Raw genomic sequence first — 18,113 nt, 5'->3', positions numbered from 1 at the left:
CGCAGCCGCGGGCGTGCGCGGGCATCACGATGCGCCCGGCAGCGGGAAGCAGGGCCTGGAGATCCCGAGCCGCACATGCCTGACTCCCTCCGAGAAGTGCACCACGGGCGCACCGACGGGAGCCGGCAGGCCCGCCGCGGTGGTCAGCGTCTCGTCGAGCACCTCGACGGCGGCTTCTGCCAGTGGCCAGGGCTCGTGCTCGGCGGGCGTCTGCCAGACCCTCCCGAGCCGGCGGGTGTACGCCCGCCAGCGCGAGGTCAGCCACACGTCCCGCCCGGCCGGCCGTATCGGAGCGCCGGGGCGCACGACCAGGCGGTACGCGGCGTCGCCGATCCACCGTGAGCCCGCGTAGGTGATGACGTCGTCGGTCACGCGGACGCTGAGGCTGCCCGGGTGATACGGCGCGCCGACGGCCCGGGCCGCCAGCATGAGCGGGCAGGCCACCTCGATGGACAGGAACCACAGACCGTCCTGCCCGTTCCGGTGCCGGACGTAGGTCCGCAGGTTGGTCTCGGCGAACGCCGGGAGCCCGGGCAGCGTGGCGGGGATGCCGGAGGGACGCACGTCGGCCATGACGAAGGGCGTGAGACCGACCCAGGCGGCTCCCTCGTACTCGTCCACGACCAGTTCCTCGGGCACCAGGGCCTGAACCGCCTCCGGCCGGAACGGCCAGTGGACGAACGTCTGGGTCAGCCAGCCGGCCCGCAACGCGGGACCGCGCACCCGCTGCTCCGCTCCGTACGCGACCACAACCGGCGAGTCCCCCACGCGCGGTCCGCGGAAACGCGGGGGACTCTCCCGGGGCGTGGGTCAGCGGAAAGGGCCCGGCCGGAAGGCCGCGAGGAGCGGGCCGCGGTCCCCGGTGGCGATCTCGTCGGCCAGCAGCTCGCCGGCGATCAGCGCAAGCGTCGCGCCGCTGTGCGTGAACGCCACGAACAGGCCGGGCACCTCGTCGAGTTCGCCGAACACGGGCTCGCGGTCGCCGGGGATCGGCTTGGGCCCGACGCCGTAGGAGGCGGCGGTCAGGCGCGGGTTGCTGTGCAGTACGGCCGACGCCTCGCGCAGCAGCCCCTCGACCGTCGCGTCCTTCACCTCGTACGTGCCGTCCGGGTGGACGATCACCTCGTCCGCCGCCGCGTCGGAGTCCATGACCAGCGACCCGTCCGGCGCCGGACGGACCGCCACGCGGGGGGTGTTGAGCACCGCGCGCAGGGCGGTGCTCAACGCCGCGGGGCGCGCACGAGCAGGGCCACCGGGGGCGCGTCCGGGAGGGCGACGCCGTACTCCTGGCCCCTCCGCGGTACGGCGGCACCCGTGGCCGGCAGCACGGCGTCGACGTCGATCCGCTCGCCTGCGTCCGTCCGTCGGCAGCGGCCCGACGCCTCGGAGGTCAGCTCGGACTCGGTCACGAGGACGGCGTCCGCTCCGCGCCGGGCGAGCTGCGCCGCGGTCGACGCCCCGGGGCCCTTGCTCAGCCGGCGTCCCAGCCGGGCCCCAGGAGACCGAGGGCCGCCTCGGCGATGGCGCGGGCGAGGGTGTGCCGGCGGCGCGTCCGCATGCGGTGGCCGTAGGGGCCCAGCGACAGAGGTGGCCCCGTTCCCGGTCACCGGGAACGGGCCCGCGTGGAGGTGGCGCGCGGTGAGCGGTGTCGTCCAGCACCCCCGGCCGGCTCAGGACTGGTACGGCTGCTGCTGCGGCTGCCCGTACATCTGACCCCCGTGACCGCTCGCGGCCTGCGCCTGCAAGTGCTCCGCCTGCTCCTTGGTCAGCTTCTGCTCCGCGCCGCAGAAGGTGCACTGGGTCGCGTACTTCGTTGCGATCGGGAACAACGGAACGAAGAACAGCGTGAACTTCGTGACGCGCTTCCTGAGCGTATGTGCGGAGGGATTGCCGCATCGGCCGCACACCAGCGTGAGTATCGCGAGCTGGTACAGGTATCCCCTGGTGCCAAAGATGATCATCCTGTTGGTCCTTCCCCGGGTCGGTACTGTCGGCACAGTACCGGCGAACGGCACGGTGCGATCACGGAGGACAGTCTCGCGCACGGCGTCGCGCTTGGTGGACCGTGCGGTGGTACGCGGCAGGTGCCGGCGTCCCCGCCGAACCGCCGCGGTTCCCCGCTCAGCTGTCGAGCGCCTGCCGCACCGTGGGGTAGCAGGGGATGAGGGCGTCGATGCCCACCAGTTGCATGACGCGTACGACGGGCTCCCGCGGGCCGGCCAGGCGCAGCCAGCCGTCGGCGTCCTCGGTGGCGTGATGGGCGGTGATGAGGGCGTTGATGCCGCTGGAGTCCATGAAGGTCACACCGCTGAGGTCGATGACGGTGCGCGGCCGAACGGCGTCGCCGGGCGGCAGGAGAGCCTGGCCGAGGTGGTCGCGGACGGCGTGGTCGATCTCGCCGCGGAGGGTGACGACGCGGATGCCGTCGACGGTCGCGTGGTCGATCGCCGGACGGCCGGACTGTGCCGCGTTGTGGGTGTCTGTCACAGTCTCCTCACCAACCTGCGCGCTGATTACTGACTCGGCCGGAACGTGCGTCAGTAGCCTGCCCCGATGTTACGAGGACATACACCCGTACAGCCGCACTCGGCAGCGCGCGGGCATACGAAGTGGTCCTCCGGGTACACGCAGCCGCGTGAACGGGGGAACACTTATGGACCCAGTGGAGTCGGCCCCGGACGGTGAGGGCGTGAGAGGCGCCGGCCTGATGCAGGACATCATCGCGCTCGACGGCGACGGCCGGTGCATCGCCGAAGCCCGTCACCGTGCGGCCTGCTTCCTCACGCGCGTCCAGGCCGAGTACGGGCTGCCGGTGTCCGCCCAGACGCTGGACCTGACCCAGCTGGTGGTCAGTGAACTGGTCACCAACGCCCGCAAGTACGCTCCCGGCCCGGTGCTGATGGAGCTGCGCATCGCCGGGGACCTGGTGGAAGTGCGGGTGTGGGACAGTGACCCGGTCCTGCCGGTGGCGCGGGCCGCCGACCCGGGCCGGGTCGGCCAGCACGGGCTGGAGATCGTCATGGCGGTCGCCCAGGGCTTCGAGGTACAGCGGGAGCCGGTCGGCAAACGCGTCACCGCCCGCATCGCCCTGCCCGGCGGCCCGGTCACCGGACGCCAGGTTCCTTAGAGTCCCGGCAGGCAGCGTCCGCCCCGTCGTGAACGCTGCATGCCGGGGCGCTGGGCAGCGTGCGCGCCGGAGACGGGTGAATACCGTGGGTATGACGGTTACCCGGTCTGCCCGGCGCACCACTGCGACCGGAGAGGAACAAGTGCCGGGAGCCAGGCGGGTGCCCGCAGAGTGTCGTCGGGGTGAACTCGCCCGCGAGGACCGGCAGTCCACGACGAGAGGAGCGCATCATGGTGCGCAAGAGGACCGAAGGCGACGAGCGGCAGCGCCGCGCGGCGGCCCGGGAGACGCACGGTGCCGGTGAGGCGCCGAGCGCCCGGAGCGCGACGACCGGGGCGTCGAAGCAGCGTACGCACCTGTCCGGCCGCGACTCCTTGTCCCACGAGGAACGGGTGGGCACCCTGCACCGCGGCACGCAGCAGTGGCGCGGCGGGGACCCGGCCGAGCCCGGCGTGCGGGATCCGGCCGCGCAGGGTCCGATGCGGACGTTCGCGGGCCGGGGGCATCCCGACCACGGCGAGTCCCACGAGCGGGTGCTCCGCGCCCTCGGCGCCGCGCAGGAGCGCAGCGGCGGCGAGGGCGTCTACCTGGAGGACATCGCCGGCACTGCGGGTCTGCCCGTCGACGAGTGCCGGGCCCTGCTGCACGACCTGACCCGGGTGCACCGCCTGGTCACCGAGCTGGCGGGAAGCGACGAACCGGACCTGGGACCGCGCTTCCAGATGAAGCCCCGGATGTGACGCGACGCTCCCGTCATCCCGGCGCCGGCGCGCTGATCTCCCGCTTGAGGATCTTGCCGCTGGGCCCGGTCGGCAGCGCGTCCATGAGCCATACGGAGCGCGGATACTTGTACGCCGCCACGCGGTCCTTGACGTACCGCTGCAGTTCCCCGGGGGTGGCACGGGCGGTCGGCCGCAGCACGACCGCGGCCGCGACCTCCTCGCCGAGCCGCTCGTGCGGCACACCCACCACGGCCGCCAGCGCGACGGCCGGGTGCTCGTGCAGCACCTCCTCGATCTCGCGGGGGTAGACGTTGTAGCCACCGCGGATGATCATGTCCTTCTTGCGGTCGACGATGTACAGGTAGCCGTCCTCGTCCTGCCGGGCGAGGTCGCCGGTCCGCAGCCAGCCGTCCGGGATGGTGGCCGCGGTCTCCTCCGGCCGGTTCCAGTAACCCTTCATCAGATTCGGGCCGCGCACGACCAGTTCGCCGACCTCACCCCGAGCGACCTCCTTGCCGGTGTCGTCGAGCAGCCGGACCTCCACGTCCCGGATCGGGGTGCCGACGGACCCCGGCTTGCGCGGCCGGTCGGGGTGGTTGAAGGAGACCACCGGGCTCGTCTCGGACATGCCGAAGCCCTCCAGCACCATGCAGCCGAAGCGCCGCTCGAATCCGTGCAGCACCTCCACGGGCAGCGAGGCGCCGCCGGAGATGCACGTCCGCAGGGTCGACACGTCGGCCTCCCCGGGGTGCTGCAGCAGCGCCGCGTACATGGTCGGCACTCCCTCGAACACCGTGGCCCGGTCCCGGGCGATGGCGTCCAGCACGGTCTGCGGGTCGAAGCGGGGGACGAGGGTGAGCGAGGCGCCGCTGTGCATGGTCACGCTCATGGCGCAGACCTGGCCGAAGATGTGGAACAGCGGCAGACAGCCCACCACCACGTCGTCCGGTGTCATGCGCTGTATGTGGACGGTGTTGACCTCGGTGTTGTGCCGCAGCCCGGCGTGGGTGAGGGCGGCGCCCTTGGGCCGGCCCGTGGTGCCGGAGGTGTAGAGCAGGACGGCGACGTCGTCACCGGCCGTGTCCGTCACCCCGGTCAGCGGCTCGTGTCCGGCCAGCAGTGCGGCGAAGGAGGAGGGCTCGACCGGGATGTGCCGCACTCCGGCGGCGGCCGCTCCCCGGGCGCCCTCGCCGGGTGCCTGGTGCCACTCGAACAGCAGCACCGCCCCGGAGTCGTCCAGGTGGTATTCGGTCTCCCGTGTCTTCAGCAGCGGGTTCATCGGCACGACGATCGCCCCGGCACGCAGCGCGCCGTAGTACAGCACGACGAACTCGGGGACGTTCGGCAGCATCAGGGCCACCCGGTCGCCCGGCCGTACGCCCTCGGCGCGCAGCAGTGCGGCGGCGCGGGCGCTGCGCTCGTCCAGCTCGGCGTAGGTGGTGACCTGTGTGCCCAGCCGCAGCGCGGGGCGTTCCGGCTGCCGTGCCGCCGTCCGTACCAGGAACTCAGCCAGATTGGGCATGACCTGCCTCCACGAATGTCACCGTTGAAATCCGCCGTTCACGTTGACGACATCGTGCTGCCGTCGACTGTGACCACCTATGGGAGAGAGGACAGCGTCCACTTCCCACGGTTGTCGCTGGGAACAAAAGCAGGTCGCTAGACTGCGGGAATGGACTTCTCGGGCGTGGCCGCGGCGATCCACGCCCGGCTTCCGGAACTCGGCGAACGGCTCGCGGAGCGCATCCGCTCGGACGTCGAGGCCTACCGTGACGAGACGATCATCCCCTTCGAGTCGCTGCGCCGCTCCTGCACCGCCAACGCCGACCTGATCCTCAGGCATTTCCGTCCCGCCGACGCCCAGGACCCCGGCCCGGCCCGTGAGACCGGCCGCATCCGCGCCGAGCACGGCATGCCACTCGCCGACACCCTGCACGCGTACCGGATCGGCTTCGAAACCCTGTGGTCGGAGATCCTCGAGGAGGCACGCGCCCATCCCGAGGTCTCGGACGCCGAGTTGGTGGCCCGGTCCGCAGAGATATGGGCGCTGTTCGGCCTCTACGCTGAGGCGGTGGCGGAGGCCCACCGGGAGACCACCGCCGAACTGACCCTGCAGCGCGAGGCCCGGCGCTCCGCGCTGGTGGAGGCGCTCCTCACCGGCGCCATCGCCGACCGCACCACCCTGTGGGAGGCCGCCCGCGAACTGGGCATGCCCGAGCGCGGACCGTACGCGGTCGTCGCCGCCGAATCCGCGGCACCCGGCAGGGAACCCCTGCCCGGCATCGAGGCGGCGCTGCGCCAGGCCCGACTGCCGTCCGCCTGGCGGTTGCTGCCCGACCAGCAGATCGGCCTGGTCGCCCTGGTCACGCCGACGGCGCAGAACACCGGTCTGCGTATCCTGCGCCGCGCGCACGCACGCGTGGGCATCAGCCCCGGTTTCGACTCGCTCCGCGACACACCCCAGGCCCTGCGCTTCGCCCGGCTGGCCCTGGCGAGCCTGCCGGGCACCGGGCCGGGTGTCGCTCGGTTCGACGACGACCCCCTCGCCATGCTGGTCGCCGCCGCTCCGGCGGAAGCGGCGCACCTGGTGACGGTCGCCCTTGCACCCGTCCTCGACCTTCCCGCCCCGGAACGCGCCCGGCTGCTGGAAACGCTGGAGCACTGGTTCGCCGCGGCCGGCTCCGCCGCCGATGCGGCCCACAGTCTCTTCGTCCACCCCAACACCGTCCGCTACCGGCTGCGCCGCATCGAGGAGCTGACCGGCCGGGCCCTCTCCGACCCGCGGACGGCGGCGGACTTCCGCGCCGCACTCCTCGCGGTCCGCGGCGCTCGACAGCGGTCGGCCATGTGACGGTGTGACGCATCGTCCGCGCGGGTGAACGCGGGCGAATCACCGAGTGGGTCGGGCACCGCTCCCGTCGGCAGCCCGGACCATTCGGCTCTGGTTCGGTTCCCTCACCAAGGAGAGCAGGATGCCGATCGACACCGTCGAACGATTCTTGGCCGCCCTGAGCCCGCACGACCGGGAGCACGTCCGACAGCAGCCACGCGAGGAGCAGGAAAGGCTCGCCGCCGCCTGGGAAACAGAGCTGGAGGAAGACACCGACCTCAACACCCTGAGCGAGCTGTCGCCGGCCGCCGCCGAGAGCGAGGCGGCGACGCGGGTGGTCAAAGGACTCTTCGAATAGGTGAGCCGGGGGTGGCCGTCAGCCGATCGGGACGGCCTCGCCTGTGACCCGAGTGCGGGCGTCCTGCGGGGTCACGTCGATCAGCAGGTCACTGGGGCGCCCCATGTCCTCTCCCTGGCGGATGGCGATCGTGGCGGGGCCGGTGACCAGGCCCAGGGTGCGCAGGTATCCGCCGAAGGCGGCCGCCGCCGCTCCCGTCGCCGGGTCCTCCACCACACCGCCGACGGGGAAGGGGTCCCTGGCGTGGAAGCGCTCCGGCGACTCGCGCCACACCAGGTGGACGGTCGTCCACCGGTGACGCCGCATCACCTCGGCGAGCCCGTCGTAGTCGTAGTCCAGGTCCGCAAGACGCTCCCGGGAAGCGGCGGCCAGCACCAGGTGGTCGTTGCCGCCGAACGCCACGTGCGGGGGCAGCGCCGGGTCGAGGTCGCCCAGAGCCCAGCCCAGGGCCTTCAGCGCCGCCTCCAGTTCGGCGTCCGCGGTGGGGCGTGACCGGGCCGGCACGCTCGTGAGGGTGGCCCGTACGGTGCCGTCGTCGCTCACTGTGGTGGCCACCGGGATCTCGCCCGCCGGGGTGTCGAGGACGGTGGTGCCCGGGCCCAGCCGCTCGGCGAGGGCGACGGCGAGGGCGACGGTCGCGTGCCCGCAGAAGGCCACCTCGGCGAGCGGGCTGAAGTAGCGGACGCGGAACCGGCGCGCCGCTTCGTCGCGGGCGGTGACGAAGGCCGTCTCCGAGTAGCCCACCTCGGCGGCGATGGCGAGCATCGCGGCGTCATCGAGCCCGGAGGCGTCGAGTACAACGCCGGCCGGGTTGCCGCCCGCGGGGTCGTGGGTGAAGGCCGCGTAGCGCAGCGTCTCAGTGGTCATGGCTTTACGCTGCCACGTTCCGCTCATCGAGTCCAACGATTGATGTGAATCCAGTCCATCGAGAACAGGCATAGCCTGGTGCCGTGGACACCCGACTGCTGCACACCTTCACCACGCTCGCGCGTACGGGCAGCTTCACCGCCGCCGCCGCCGAGTTGCACCTGGCCCAGTCCACGGTCACCGTGCACATCCGCACCCTGGAACGGGAGCTGGGCACGCGGCTCTTCGACCGACTGCCCACGGGTGCGGTGCTCACCGAGTCCGGCCGGCGACTGCTGGAAGGGGCCGAGGACGTCCTCGACGCGGTGGCCCGGCTGAGAGCCCACTGCGACAGCGACGGTGTCGTGCGGGGGCACGTCAGGGTGGGCACCCCCGAGTCGCTGTGCTCCACCAGGCTGCCGGGCGTGATGGCCGCCCTGCGCACCAGCCATCCCGAGGTGGACGTCGCTCTGCACGCGGCGGGCACCGCGGAGTGTCTCGAAGGACTGCGGTCGGGGCGCCTGGACGTGGCGCTGCTGCTGGAGGGGGAGGCCGACTTCCCCGACGTGACGGCCGAGCCGATCGCCCGCGAGCCGCTCACCCTCGTCTGCGCTCCGCACCACCCGCTCGCCGCGCGGACGCGGGCGGCGACCTGGGAGGAACTGGCGCCGGAGAGTTTCTTCCTGCTCGAACAGGGCTGCTCCTACAGCGACGAGCTGGAACGCAGACTGCTCGCCGCACCCGGCGCCCGGCCGCGGCTGACCCGGTTCGGCAGCGTGGACGCGGCGCGTTCCTGCGTCGCCGCCGGGCTGGGGCTGGCCCTGTTGCCGCTGACGACGGTGGAGGAGCAGGTGCGGCAGGGGCGGTTGGCACAGGTCCGCGGACCGCGGTTCACCGATGTCCCGGTGCTGCTGGCCAGGCACCGCCGGCGCTGGGCGGCACCGGCCGCGCAGACTTTCGCGCAGGAGCTGGTGCGGCACTGGTCCGGCTGACGGTACCGTGCGCCGTCCAGGACGTGCACCACGGGATGGCGGGCCCGGTCGTCGACGGTGCTGCCCGGTCCCTCCGGGGGCGTGCCAGTGGGCGCCCCCGACCCGCACCACGAGGGCGTCTGCGGAGGCCGGGGGGTTCCGCGCCGCAGCGAGGCGGGCAGGTTTCGGCCTGCACAACATGGCCGGGAACGTAGGGGAATGGTGCGCCGACTCCACGCGGTGACCAGCGAGCGCTTCGCCCTGTTCGTGGACGCCACCGGGTACGTCACGGAGGCGGAACGGTTCGGCTGGTCGCAGGTGTTCGCCGGCTTTGCTGTCGCTGGGGTGACGAGCCGACGCCAGGGGGCGAGCACCGCTGCAACATCTGGCAGGGGCACTTCCCCACCAAGAACACCGCGGAGGACGGCTACCGGGGCACCGCGCCCGTCGACGCCTGCCCACTCGGCCTCGGTCGGCAGCCGGCCACCGGCCAACGGCAGTAGGCGGCCGCGTCTTTCCAGAAAGGCTACGGCACCCGGGCCGCGCCCTGTCGCCGCCATCCAGCAGGGGGCAGAGTCGTTCCGACGGCCGCGCGCCCTCGACCCGGAAGCCGCACAACCAATCGGGCGTGTCGTAGGTCATACAGGTGACGCATCGTGTGATGCCGCCACATCAAGGGAGAAATCATGCACAAGGGACGAAGGCCGGCGATTGCGGCGGCCGTACTCATGACAGTGGGATCTCTCGGCCTGGCGGCCCCGACGGCGTCCGCGGCCGGGAGCGCGGCCGCCGCAACGGCCGCGACCACCTGCCCGACCGGATGGGGCAGCCTGCCGAAACACGGGACGGACGAGACGGCGGTGCCGCACTCCCTGACCGGCATCCGGACCGGGCGGCACGACTGCTACGACCGCATGGTCTTCGACGTCGGTTCGGGCACCGACCCGCTGGCCTACTCCGTGGAGTACGTCGGCACCTTCTACCAGGACCCGTCCGGCACGGCGATACCGGTCGCCGGCGGGGCGATCCTCGACATCCGGGTCGGCGCCGCCGCGTACGATCCGGAGACCGGCGAGCCGACCTACCCGGGCCGGCCCGGAAAGGCACTGCCCGGCGTCGACCTGACGGGCTACCGCACCTTCCGGGACACGAAGTTCGGCTCGAGCTTCGAAGGCGTCACGCAGGTCGGACTCGGCGTGCGGGCACGACTGCCGTTCCGCGTGCAGAGGCTGTCCGACCGGTTGGTGGTGGACGTGGCCCACACCTGGTGAGCGGCCGGCCGGTGGCCTGTCAGTGATCGCTGCCGGCAGCGGAGGCGGGCGGCCGGAAGCAGGCGTGGACGATCTTCCCGTCGGGGCAGGGACGGGCCTGCCAGGTATCGGCCAGCGCCTCGACGAGGAGCATGCCCCGCCCGCCCGTGCGCTCGGTGTCGGGCGGGCGGGCGGCGGGCAGGCGGGGCGAGGCGTCGTGCACGGTGACGTGCAGACACCGGCTGTCCCAGGTCAGTACGAGGTGGGCGGTGCTGTGCGCGTGTACGTGGGCGTTGGTGACCAGCTCCGAGATGGTCAGCAGGACCGCGTCCACGGTATCGGGCGCGGAATCGGTCCAGCCCAGTGAGCTGAGATGGTCGCGCGCCCAGTCACGCGCTGTCTTGACGCTGCTTTCCAGCGGCAGCGAGCGCGCCCAGCCCACCGCCCGCAGCGATGATTCGCTCACGGTCTGCCTCCCTGCTGTGGCCGTGCCATCGCAGGTACCCGCACAGGGGGCATTGACGCGGTCGGCGTCCCGCCTGTTGCCGTCCTGCCCAACCCGCGTCCGGCGGCTCGGTCATGCGGCCGGGTCCCGCCGAAACGCCCAGTCCGGTTCCGGCTCTATCGCGAAGCGGAAGGCCCGCCGTACCGGAGCGGAGCACAGCGCGGTCACCACCACGCCGGCGACGAGGGTGACGGTGATCTCGCCGAGCGGGTCATGGGTCCAGCCGAGCCGGGACCAGTTCCAGTGGTTCCCGGCCTGGATGACGAACCCGTGCAGCAGGTAGCCGTAGAGCGTGCCCGCGCCCAGCGCGGTGCACCACATGCGGCGGCCGGGCACCCAGGCGAGGAAGCAGGCGACCAGGATCAGCGAGCAGCCGAAGAGGGCCAGTGTCATGACGGGCCCGTACCATGCGGGCACGCCCAGCTCGTCGGCGCTGTCGCGGTGGAAGAACCAGGCGGGGTCCATCCGCGGGGCCGCCCAGTACGCCACGGCGAACGCGCCCGCGAAGACGGGAACCGCCACGACACGCACCGCACGGCGGCGCACCAGCCGGAAGTGCTCCGGCCGAAGACACAGGCCCAGCACGAAGTAGGGCAGGAACTGCAGGGTCCGCTGCAGGTCGAGATCGCTCCCGATGGACGGCGAGAGCGTCGCCAGCATCGCGAGGGCGAGCGCCGCGGGCAGCGGATGGCGCACGCTCTGCCACAGCGGCGTGGTCAGCCGCCAGACGAACAGCGCGGCCAGGAACCATGTCAGGTACAGCGGGTCGAGCAGGCTGACCGGGCGGTCCGGGACGCCGTCGCTCCATCTGGTGAAGAGGGTGTACGCCGTCTCGAAGACGACGTAGGGCACGACGACCCCGGTGACCAGGCGCTTGATCTTGGCCGGACTCGCGTCGAAACCGCGTGAGAAGTAGCCGGAGACGATGATGAACGCCGGCATATGGAAGGCGTAGACAAACATGTAGAGCGCGGTGACGAACCGGCTGCCGGAGCGCAGCGGCTCCCAGGCGTGCCCCATCGCCACCAGCACGATCGCCAGGTACTTGGCGTTGTCGAAGAAGGCGTCGCGCTGCTTCCCGCGGACGGGTGCGGGGTGCGGCGCGGGCAAGGCCTGTGCTGTCACGGCTGGGGTAAGGCTGCGCGGCATCCCAGCCGCCTTACCGCTTCCGGGCGAGGTAAACCTCTGCTTTTCAGCGGTCCTGATAGTGCCTCAGATCCGGCGGGATCGCCGGGCTGACCGGCGCGGTCAGCCGGTACTCGCGAGTCGTGCCGGGCAGCCCTGGGCGACGAGCCGGGTGAGGGCCGTCAGCCGGTGGTTGCCGTCGAGGATCAGGTAGCGGTCGGGGCCCAGGCATAGGTGGCGAGGATCAGTGGGATGCCCTGGCCGTCGACCTGGGCCGAGTAGCGGTCCCGCAGCACCCCGATCCGGGATCGCCGGTCCTCCTGGGGCACCGACAGCTCGGTGGCCAGTTCCGCGTGCCGGATGGGAACGGCGTCGGGATGGTCGTACCCGGCCTCGCCGGAACCGGAACAGGAACCGGTCCCCGATACCGACCCGTCCCGGTACCAAGGGGCGTGGTAGCCCTGCAGCATGCCGACCTTCTCGGTCAGTGCCAGATCGGCGAGGGCCTCTTGGATGTTCCCCTGGCGCCGGACGAGGAGCATTCCGACGATCACCGTGGTGACCGCTCCCAGGCCGAAGCCGGACGCCCGGTCCGGCCAGCTCCAGGGCTCGCCACGCCACCACAGGAACAGATCCATCGCCCCGGCGGCGACGGGAAGTACGGCCAACGGCCAGTAGTCCGCTTATAACCTCCGTGCCCTCGGCATCGCCCGCTCCCCACCGGCCCCAGGACGCGCGGTCCCGATCGAAGAAGACACACGATGCCGGCCGGAGGTTCCTCGGTTGTGTGCCCCCTGATGATGCCCAGCTCTGGAGAAATGGGCAGAAAGGGAATATTTTGGGCCAAACCTCTACCCGGTCCGTCTGTCCGTCTGCACAGGTGGAGGCACCGTGAACTGGCGCAACTGGGCCGCCTGTCGGTCCGAGGACCCCGAGCTCTTCTTCCCGGTCAGCGAAGAAGGCGCGTCATTGCCGCAGATCGAGCACGCCAGACGGATCTGCCGGCGCTGTCCCGTACTGCACGAGTGCCGGGCGTGGGCACTGCGCACCGGGGAATACGAGGGCGTCTGGGGCGGGCTCACCGCGGGGCAACGACGCGCGCTGTCACCGGCGAGGGGCACCGGTGCGGAGTACTGACGTGCTCAGGGCGCCTCGATCGCCCAGATACTGTCCTCGGTGAAGCTCTCCGGATTGTCCCAGGGGCGCGTGCCGCCCGACCGGGCCGGCCACAGCTCGGCGTCCATGTGCCGAAGGTACTGCCCGGGGCAGTACGACGCCGACAGCCGGATGCCTGCGCTGCCCCGGACCGGGCACCAGGTCGCGTCGGCCTTGTACGGCGCCCAGTCGTCGTCCGGGTCGCGCCGGACGCGGTAGCCGCTGTGGCGCATGTACTCGCCCAGGTAGTTGCGGGACTCGGAGGAGGAGCAGAGCTTGTCGGCGAGCCCCGGCCGCACCTTCCGGGCGGCGTCCTGCTTCGGCAGCTCGCTGCCGGCCGCGTCCTGCTCGTGTTGTCCACGGGCGGCCTCACCACCGGATGGGGCGGCATGGCTCTTGGGGGTGCTCAGCCGGAGCCGGGTGCGGTACGGCCGAAGCCCGCCCCGAGGACGTACCCGCCGAGCACCATGGCCCACAACGGGAAGGCCAGCTCCAGCCAGGCCACGTTGCCGGCCGCGACGATCAGTGCCAGCCCGACCAGCCAGCCGAACCACACGAGGGTGCGCGGCAGCACGTGGAGACGGCGGCCGATGGCGGAGGTGCAGAACGTGAACACCGCCGCCATGCGCATGGAGTACTCGGTCAGCAGCGTGTAGGCGAAGCTGTGGCCGAAGCCCCCCGGTCGCGGGTCCGCCGCGCCGGCCGTGTCCAGCATGTCCCCGGCGGCCGCGGCGGCGCACAGCAGGACGGCCACGAACACCAGCCCGCTGCCGAGGTGGACGGTGGCGAAGAACCTGTCCTCGCGCTCACCGATCCGGTCCTGGATCGCGGCGAGGAACCAGAGGAAGGAGATCCCCGCGAACGGCACCAGGTCAAGCGCGACCTGGACGGCGTTCCGCCGCGAGGAGTCGGTCAGCCAGGGCCCGGCGGGCGCCGGCTGCTCCGGCACCGCGATTCTGACCAGCACGATGGCGGCGCCCAGCAGCAGGCCGAAGAGGATCCCCGCGAGCCCCGCGGCACGCGGTGTGCTGAGCGCCTTGTCCGGCGACGGTGCAGGTCTGGTGTCGATCCCCATGGCCCACCTTGGACACGCGGCACGGAAGCCCGCCACTCCGCGCGACCGTCGGAGTGACGCCCATCCCGAGCCCCGTATCCGCCGGCACCAGGCGGCCATGTCGGCCGGTGCGCGGCGCCGTGACGAGGGCGAGTGACCGCGCCCACCAGCCCCGTACCGGGGTCCTTCGAGGGCTGCGACCGCGCCCCTGATCCATGACCATCACGACGTAGACGCACGCGACGAACGCGACCACGCTGACAACGACCCGCGCGACGAGCGCACAGCCGAGCGACCCTGCCACGCCGCCTATCGTCGCCCAGCCGAGCCGCGTCGCGCGCTCGGCCTGCTGGACCGCGCGGTCGTCGTCACTGTCGTCGTAACAGTCACGATCAGCCACGGTCAGTCGACGTCCACCGGACCGTCGTTCGCCTTCTTCTCCTTGCCCGAGTGCAGCTGGAGCAGCCCGTTGCCACTGCCCTCCTCGGGGCGGCGGCCGTCGGAGGAGTCCTGGCCGTTCAGGTTCTGCCGGACCGAGTCGAGGATCGTCAGGCCCTGCGACACCAGGCCGGCGGCGATCTCGCCGAGGCCGTCCGCGCCGTTGAGGACATTGACGTTGGCGCCGGCCAGGCCGCCCGCGGCCTCCTTCACGATCTGCGGGAGCTGGTCGATCAGCATCCGGTCGAGGGCGACACGGTCGTACGAGGCCGCCGCCTCCGCCTGTATCTTCATCCGCTGCGCCTCGGCCGCGGCGAGGATCCTGACCCGCTCGGCCTCCGCCTCCGCCGGCTTCACGACCTCGGCCACCAGCTGCTGCTGGCGCAGCTTGGCCTGCCGCTGGGCCAGTTCGGTCTGCGCGGCGAGCACCTCCTGCTGGGCGTGCGCCTGTGCCAGCGGCCCGGCCTGGGCGGCCTGTGCCTGGGCGCGGTCCACCTCGGCCGAGTACTCGGCCTTGACGACGGCGGTCTGCCGGGCGTACTCGGCCTGCTTGCGGGCCGCCGCCTGCTCCGCCTCGGCCGCGGCCTGCGTGGCCTGCGCCTGGGCGATCTGGGCCTGCCGCTGGATGGCCGCCTTGTGCGGCGCGGACATCGCGTCGATGTAGCCGGTGTCACCGTCGTCGATCGACTGGATCTGCAACGAGTCCACGATCAGACCGATCTTCGCCATCTCGGTCTTCGAGGTGTCCAGGACCTCCGCGGCGAGCTTCTGCCGCTCGGTGACGATCTCCTCGACCGTCATCGAGCCGATGATGGCCCGCAGGTGCCCGGCGAAGATCCGGCCGGTCAGCACCGACATCTGGTCCTGGTCCGAGAGGAACCGCTGGCCGGCGTTGATGATGCTCTCGTGGTCGTTGCCGACCTTGAAGGCGATGACCGCGCGGACGTGCAGCGCGATGCCCTGCCGGGTCACACAGGTCTCCGTGACCTCGGACTCGCACATCGACAGGGTGAGGAACCGGGTCTTTCGGAAGATCGGCAGCACGAACTTGCCGTGCCCCGTCACCACTCGGAACGGCGCGCCCCCCAGTCCCCGCCGGCCCCCCGAGATCAACATCGCCTCGTCGGGAGCGGGAACGCGGTATCCGAACATGCTTGTACTCCTCAGCCGGCGCCGGCGGAACCGCCGAGCGCGTCCAATGGATCCACCCACTCGATGACGCCGACCTCGCGGCATCCACGCGATTCGATCACGAGCACCGTCGCCCCCGTCGGCAGGGGATCCTCCGACCAGGCGAGAAAGGTCTCGGAGCCGCCTCTGACGCGTACCAGGACCTCGCCGGGGCCCGCGGATCCGCGGGTTCCGATGAGTACCTTCCCCGTGCAGCCGATCACGGCCTCGTCCTGCGGCATCACCGGCCGTCCTCCTCGTCCTGGCCCCAGGACTCCGACGATAGACCCCCTGTGTCCGGGGGCCCAACGGGCGTGAGGATTCGGCCCGTGCCGCCGGTCCCGGACCGGTCCGGGACCGGTCCGGCCGATCACGGCGGAGACGCGGCGTGCGGCACGCATCTGCCGTGCTGTCGGAGGGGGAGCGGTGATCGAGTCGTCCTACCTGGCCGGTGCCTGAGCAGACGGTCCCGCCGCGCCCGGTGTGCTCACCACGTCCACATCACTGGCCCGGACGTAGGCGAGCCGGTGGCCGAACTGAATCTCGTAGTACTGCTCCTGGCCCTTCACCACCAGGTTCGGTGTGGCGCCGAAGGACGGCGTGTCCACCGTGGAGCCGGGGATGCGGGACTGTGTCACGTACCGCTGGCCCGCGCGCAGGGTGTACGGGAGCGGTGACTCGGGCTGTTGCTCCACACCGTCCGGGTAGGCGTCCTCCTCCGGGAGGGCGCGCCCGTACACCGGGATCTCGCTCAGACCGTCCCTCGGAGTCACCATCCGGCCGGCCGCACCGACGGCCGTCGGGTGTTTCCTCGGGTTCTTGAACCACGCCTTGCGGCCCAGGTACCAGATCGCCGTCCAGTCGCCGCTGCGGCCGGCGACCGCGTAGGTCTGACCGGCGGAGACCCGCGACCCCAGGTCGCTGACGTCCTCCGTGGAGTCGTCGCCGTCCGGGCGCCGGCCGGGGTCCTGGATCAGCGGGGCGTCCTCGTCCGGCTCGGTGTGCAGACGGACGGCGCTGGAGCCGTGCGGTGCGCACGGCACACCGTCACCGGTGCACCCCGTGAAACGCGGTTTGTGGCCGGCGTAGTCCGGCAGCATCATCACCATGGCGCTGTCCGGTCCGGCCGTGGCCTTCAGGGGCGCGCCGAGGAGGTCGAAGTAGTGCCGCCAGTCCCAGTAGGGGCCGGGGTCCTCGTGCATGTCCGGGATGGTCGAGGCGGTGGGCGCGGGCACGTTGTCGTGGCCGAAGACGTGCTGCCGGTCGAGCGGGATGTCGTACTTCTCAGCCAGGTAACGCACCAGGCGGGCCGAGGACCGGTACATCTTCTCCGAGAACCAGGCGTCGGGCTGCGTGAGGAACCCCTCGTGCTCGACGCCGATGGAGTGGGCGTTCACGAACTGGCTGCCGGAGTGCCAGGCCGTGTCCTTGGTCCTGACGTGCTGGGTGACGCGGCCGTCGCTGGAGCGGACCGAGTAGTGCCACGACGACTCCGTCGGATCCTGCACCGTCTGGAACATGGACTTCAGGGACGCCTCGGTGTCGTGGATGACGATGTACTCGATCCTCTCGTCCCTGGGCCGGTCGGCCAGGTCGTGGTTGCCGTAGCTGTCGTCGTCGATCTCCTCGTACGGCGCGCCGAGCCAGGAACAGGCCAGCTCCGGCGGGCACTCGACGTCCTTCGCCCGCCCGGCGTCCGGCGGCCGGGCGGTACGGGGACGCACTTTCGGGTCGGCGGGCAGCGTGACCTCCTGCGCCGCGTCGGTGGTGCGGTGTGCGCCCCGGTGGATCAGCGCGAAGACGTCGTTCGCGTAGGTCGCCGCCGAGGCGGTGTCGTCGGCGCCCGAGAAGCGCGCCACCGCCTCCCACCAGTCCGCCGGGTTGTCGCTGAGCGGCTTGCCGAGCTGCCGTTGCGTCTCCGCGAGGAGGGCGGCGCCGCCGCGCACGTTGGCGGTGGCGTCCGTCCGCAGCCGCTGGGGCGGGGCCCCGATGAGACGGGCGGCGCGGCGCAGTTCGGCCGGCTGCTGGGCGCGGCGGCCCGAGAGCGCCGCGCTCGCGGCCGGCGCACCCGCGAGCGACCCCGCCTCGTGGCGCCGCGGACCCGCTGCCGTGGCCGCGTCGACGTCCACCAGGTGCATCGGCCCGTAGCCGCCGCCGACGCTCGGCGTGCCCGGATGGGAGTCCCACCGCGACTGCAGGTAGGACACGCCCATGAGCACGCTCCGCGGTACGTGGAACTCGTCGGCGGCGGTGGTGAAGTCGTTCTGCAGGCGGTGGTCGGCCGCCTCCTCGGCGTCGGTCGGCGGGAAGGCCAGCACCGGAATCAGGAGCGCCGCGGACGCCGCCACGCAGGCCGTCCAGCGGTGCTCGCGTACGGCGATGAGGACACGGGGGGAAACACGTCTTCTCATGGGTGGGGTCTCCAACGGGGCTCGTCGCGGCCAGGGCCAGCGCAACCAGGACAAGCGAGTTGCCCTTCACGCCACCTCTCGTACGCTTCCGTGCCCAGGGCGCCGCTGCGCGCCAAGCGTCCACCGCGTGGACCAGCCGCCCGGCACAGGC

At 72.0% G+C, this 18,113-nt stretch carries 22 protein-coding genes; 7 read left to right on the top strand and 15 right to left on the bottom strand.

Annotation, left to right across the window (positions count from 1 at the left end):
* Positions 1–24: 24 nt before the first annotated feature.
* The 5 genes from ACIBBH_RS04605 to ACIBBH_RS04585 form a co-directional block, all read right to left on the bottom strand.
* Positions 25–768, bottom strand: coding sequence for a YqjF family protein (locus ACIBBH_RS04605; protein ID WP_399401879.1), 744 nt, complete (start codon positions 766–768; stop codon positions 25–27).
* 42 nt (positions 769–810) lie between these two features.
* On the bottom strand, positions 811–1,224 hold the full coding sequence (locus ACIBBH_RS04600) for an FAD-dependent oxidoreductase (RefSeq protein WP_399401878.1): 414 nt from the start codon (positions 1,222–1,224) through the stop codon (positions 811–813).
* The gene (locus ACIBBH_RS04595; protein ID WP_399401876.1) at positions 1,221–1,409 is read right to left on the bottom strand and encodes a hypothetical protein; all 189 of its coding nucleotides are present in this window, start codon (positions 1,407–1,409) and stop codon (positions 1,221–1,223) included. The genes ACIBBH_RS04600 and ACIBBH_RS04595 overlap by 4 nt, the downstream gene beginning before the upstream one ends.
* Positions 1,410–1,670: 261 nt before the next feature.
* Positions 1,671–1,961 (bottom strand): zinc-ribbon domain-containing protein, encoded by a 291-nt coding sequence (locus ACIBBH_RS04590; RefSeq protein ID WP_399401874.1) that lies wholly within the window; start codon positions 1,959–1,961, stop codon positions 1,671–1,673.
* A gap of 160 nt (positions 1,962–2,121) precedes the next feature.
* The gene (locus tag ACIBBH_RS04585) at positions 2,122–2,487 is read right to left on the bottom strand and encodes an STAS domain-containing protein (RefSeq protein WP_399401872.1); all 366 of its coding nucleotides are present in this window, start codon (positions 2,485–2,487) and stop codon (positions 2,122–2,124) included.
* Positions 2,488–2,653: 166 nt separating this feature from the next.
* Between ACIBBH_RS04585 and ACIBBH_RS04580 the strand changes: the two genes are divergently transcribed.
* Both ACIBBH_RS04580 and ACIBBH_RS04575 read left to right on the top strand, forming a co-directional pair.
* Complete coding sequence (locus ACIBBH_RS04580) at positions 2,654–3,127, top strand: ATP-binding protein (RefSeq protein WP_399401870.1); 474 nt, start codon at positions 2,654–2,656, stop codon at positions 3,125–3,127.
* A gap of 230 nt (positions 3,128–3,357) precedes the next feature.
* The gene (locus tag ACIBBH_RS04575) at positions 3,358–3,867 is read left to right on the top strand and encodes a hypothetical protein (RefSeq protein ID WP_399401868.1); all 510 of its coding nucleotides are present in this window, start codon (positions 3,358–3,360) and stop codon (positions 3,865–3,867) included.
* 13 nt (positions 3,868–3,880) lie between these two features.
* On the opposite strand, the gene ACIBBH_RS04570 is transcribed toward ACIBBH_RS04575, so the two are convergent.
* Complete coding sequence (locus tag ACIBBH_RS04570; protein WP_399401866.1) at positions 3,881–5,371, bottom strand: long-chain fatty acid--CoA ligase; 1,491 nt, start codon at positions 5,369–5,371, stop codon at positions 3,881–3,883.
* Between the two features lie 150 nt (positions 5,372–5,521).
* Between ACIBBH_RS04570 and ACIBBH_RS04565 the strand changes: the two genes are divergently transcribed.
* Together ACIBBH_RS04565 and ACIBBH_RS04560 are read left to right on the top strand one after the other, a co-directional pair.
* Positions 5,522–6,700 carry a PucR family transcriptional regulator gene (locus ACIBBH_RS04565; RefSeq protein WP_399401864.1) on the top strand — a complete coding sequence of 393 codons (1,179 nt, stop codon included), beginning with the start codon at positions 5,522–5,524 and terminating at the stop codon, positions 6,698–6,700.
* 121 nt (positions 6,701–6,821) lie between these two features.
* Positions 6,822–7,037 (top strand): hypothetical protein, encoded by a 216-nt coding sequence (locus tag ACIBBH_RS04560; protein WP_399401862.1) that lies wholly within the window; start codon positions 6,822–6,824, stop codon positions 7,035–7,037.
* An 18-nt stretch (positions 7,038–7,055) separates the two neighbouring features.
* Here ACIBBH_RS04560 and ACIBBH_RS04555 read toward each other — a convergent pair whose 3' ends face one another.
* A complete protein-coding gene (locus ACIBBH_RS04555; protein WP_399401860.1) occupies positions 7,056–7,904 on the bottom strand; it encodes a PhzF family phenazine biosynthesis isomerase in 849 nt (282 codons plus the stop codon).
* A gap of 83 nt (positions 7,905–7,987) precedes the next feature.
* Here ACIBBH_RS04555 and ACIBBH_RS04550 point away from each other — a divergent pair, with 83 nt between their 5' ends.
* Both ACIBBH_RS04550 and ACIBBH_RS04545 read left to right on the top strand, forming a co-directional pair.
* Positions 7,988–8,875 (top strand): LysR family transcriptional regulator, encoded by an 888-nt coding sequence (locus ACIBBH_RS04550; RefSeq protein WP_399401858.1) that lies wholly within the window; start codon positions 7,988–7,990, stop codon positions 8,873–8,875.
* Positions 8,876–9,582: 707 nt separating this feature from the next.
* Positions 9,583–10,125 (top strand): hypothetical protein, encoded by a 543-nt coding sequence (locus tag ACIBBH_RS04545; protein WP_399401856.1) that lies wholly within the window; start codon positions 9,583–9,585, stop codon positions 10,123–10,125.
* A gap of 19 nt (positions 10,126–10,144) precedes the next feature.
* Here ACIBBH_RS04545 and ACIBBH_RS04540 read toward each other — a convergent pair whose 3' ends face one another.
* The 3 genes from ACIBBH_RS04540 to ACIBBH_RS04530 all read right to left on the bottom strand — a co-directional run bounded on the left by ACIBBH_RS04540 (position 10,145) and on the right by ACIBBH_RS04530 (position 12,402).
* On the bottom strand, positions 10,145–10,570 hold the full coding sequence (locus ACIBBH_RS04540; protein ID WP_399401853.1) for an ATP-binding protein: 426 nt from the start codon (positions 10,568–10,570) through the stop codon (positions 10,145–10,147).
* 111 nt (positions 10,571–10,681) lie between these two features.
* Positions 10,682–11,758, bottom strand: coding sequence for an acyltransferase family protein (locus ACIBBH_RS04535; protein WP_399401851.1), 1,077 nt, complete (start codon positions 11,756–11,758; stop codon positions 10,682–10,684).
* Between the two features lie 182 nt (positions 11,759–11,940).
* A complete protein-coding gene (locus tag ACIBBH_RS04530) occupies positions 11,941–12,402 on the bottom strand; it encodes a hypothetical protein (RefSeq protein ID WP_399401849.1) in 462 nt (153 codons plus the stop codon).
* Between the two features lie 223 nt (positions 12,403–12,625).
* Between ACIBBH_RS04530 and ACIBBH_RS04525 the strand changes: the two genes are divergently transcribed.
* On the top strand, positions 12,626–12,871 hold the full coding sequence (locus ACIBBH_RS04525; RefSeq protein ID WP_399401847.1) for a WhiB family transcriptional regulator: 246 nt from the start codon (positions 12,626–12,628) through the stop codon (positions 12,869–12,871).
* A gap of 5 nt (positions 12,872–12,876) precedes the next feature.
* On the opposite strand, the gene ACIBBH_RS04520 is transcribed toward ACIBBH_RS04525, so the two are convergent.
* From ACIBBH_RS04520 to ACIBBH_RS04500, 5 genes are all read right to left on the bottom strand, one after another.
* The gene (locus ACIBBH_RS04520) at positions 12,877–13,365 is read right to left on the bottom strand and encodes an AbfB domain-containing protein (protein WP_399401845.1); all 489 of its coding nucleotides are present in this window, start codon (positions 13,363–13,365) and stop codon (positions 12,877–12,879) included.
* Positions 13,296–13,964: a hypothetical protein gene (locus ACIBBH_RS04515; RefSeq protein WP_399401843.1), complete on the bottom strand. Its 669-nt coding sequence runs from the start codon at positions 13,962–13,964 to the stop codon at positions 13,296–13,298. The genes ACIBBH_RS04520 and ACIBBH_RS04515 overlap by 70 nt, the downstream gene beginning before the upstream one ends.
* A gap of 381 nt (positions 13,965–14,345) precedes the next feature.
* Positions 14,346–15,533 (bottom strand): SPFH domain-containing protein, encoded by a 1,188-nt coding sequence (locus ACIBBH_RS04510; protein ID WP_399401841.1) that lies wholly within the window; start codon positions 15,531–15,533, stop codon positions 14,346–14,348.
* Between the two features lie 11 nt (positions 15,534–15,544).
* Positions 15,545–15,793, bottom strand: coding sequence for a hypothetical protein (locus tag ACIBBH_RS04505; protein ID WP_399401839.1), 249 nt, complete (start codon positions 15,791–15,793; stop codon positions 15,545–15,547).
* 198 nt (positions 15,794–15,991) lie between these two features.
* On the bottom strand, positions 15,992–17,962 hold the full coding sequence (locus ACIBBH_RS04500) for an N-acetylmuramoyl-L-alanine amidase (RefSeq protein WP_399401837.1): 1,971 nt from the start codon (positions 17,960–17,962) through the stop codon (positions 15,992–15,994).
* Between the last annotated feature and the right edge of the window lie 151 nt (positions 17,963–18,113).

This window comes from Streptomyces sp. NPDC051636 (genome assembly GCF_044453765.1).
Classification (GTDB): Bacteria; Actinomycetota; Actinomycetes; order Streptomycetales; family Streptomycetaceae; genus Streptomyces.
The sequence above is the reverse complement of the archived record's forward strand: the minus strand, read 5'-3'. Positions and strand labels throughout refer to the sequence as shown.

Bases quoted from the DNA above. Each gene is read 5' to 3' on its own strand.
- ACIBBH_RS04545 (WP_399401856.1), top strand. From the start codon at position 9,583: ATGACAGTGGGATCTCTCGGCCTGGCGGCCCCGACGGCGTCCGCGGCC.
- ACIBBH_RS04565 (WP_399401864.1), top strand. From the start codon at position 5,522: ATGGACTTCTCGGGCGTGGCCGCGGCGATCCACGCCCGGCTTCCGGAA.
- ACIBBH_RS04515 (WP_399401843.1), bottom strand. From the start codon at position 13,964: ATGGGGATCGACACCAGACCTGCACCGTCGCCGGACAAGGCGCTCAGC.
- ACIBBH_RS04500 (WP_399401837.1), bottom strand. From the start codon at position 17,962: ATGAGAAGACGTGTTTCCCCCCGTGTCCTCATCGCCGTACGCGAGCAC.
- ACIBBH_RS04505 (WP_399401839.1), bottom strand. From the start codon at position 15,793: ATGCCGCAGGACGAGGCCGTGATCGGCTGCACGGGGAAGGTACTCATC.
- ACIBBH_RS04570 (WP_399401866.1), bottom strand. From the start codon at position 5,371: ATGCCCAATCTGGCTGAGTTCCTGGTACGGACGGCGGCACGGCAGCCG.
- ACIBBH_RS04580 (WP_399401870.1), top strand. From the start codon at position 2,654: ATGGACCCAGTGGAGTCGGCCCCGGACGGTGAGGGCGTGAGAGGCGCC.
- ACIBBH_RS04560 (WP_399401862.1), top strand. From the start codon at position 6,822: ATGCCGATCGACACCGTCGAACGATTCTTGGCCGCCCTGAGCCCGCAC.
- ACIBBH_RS04590 (WP_399401874.1), bottom strand. From the start codon at position 1,961: ATGATCATCTTTGGCACCAGGGGATACCTGTACCAGCTCGCGATACTC.
- ACIBBH_RS04555 (WP_399401860.1), bottom strand. From the start codon at position 7,904: ATGACCACTGAGACGCTGCGCTACGCGGCCTTCACCCACGACCCCGCG.
- ACIBBH_RS04535 (WP_399401851.1), bottom strand. From the start codon at position 11,758: ATGCCGCGCAGCCTTACCCCAGCCGTGACAGCACAGGCCTTGCCCGCG.
- ACIBBH_RS04510 (WP_399401841.1), bottom strand. From the start codon at position 15,533: ATGTTCGGATACCGCGTTCCCGCTCCCGACGAGGCGATGTTGATCTCG.
- ACIBBH_RS04575 (WP_399401868.1), top strand. From the start codon at position 3,358: ATGGTGCGCAAGAGGACCGAAGGCGACGAGCGGCAGCGCCGCGCGGCG.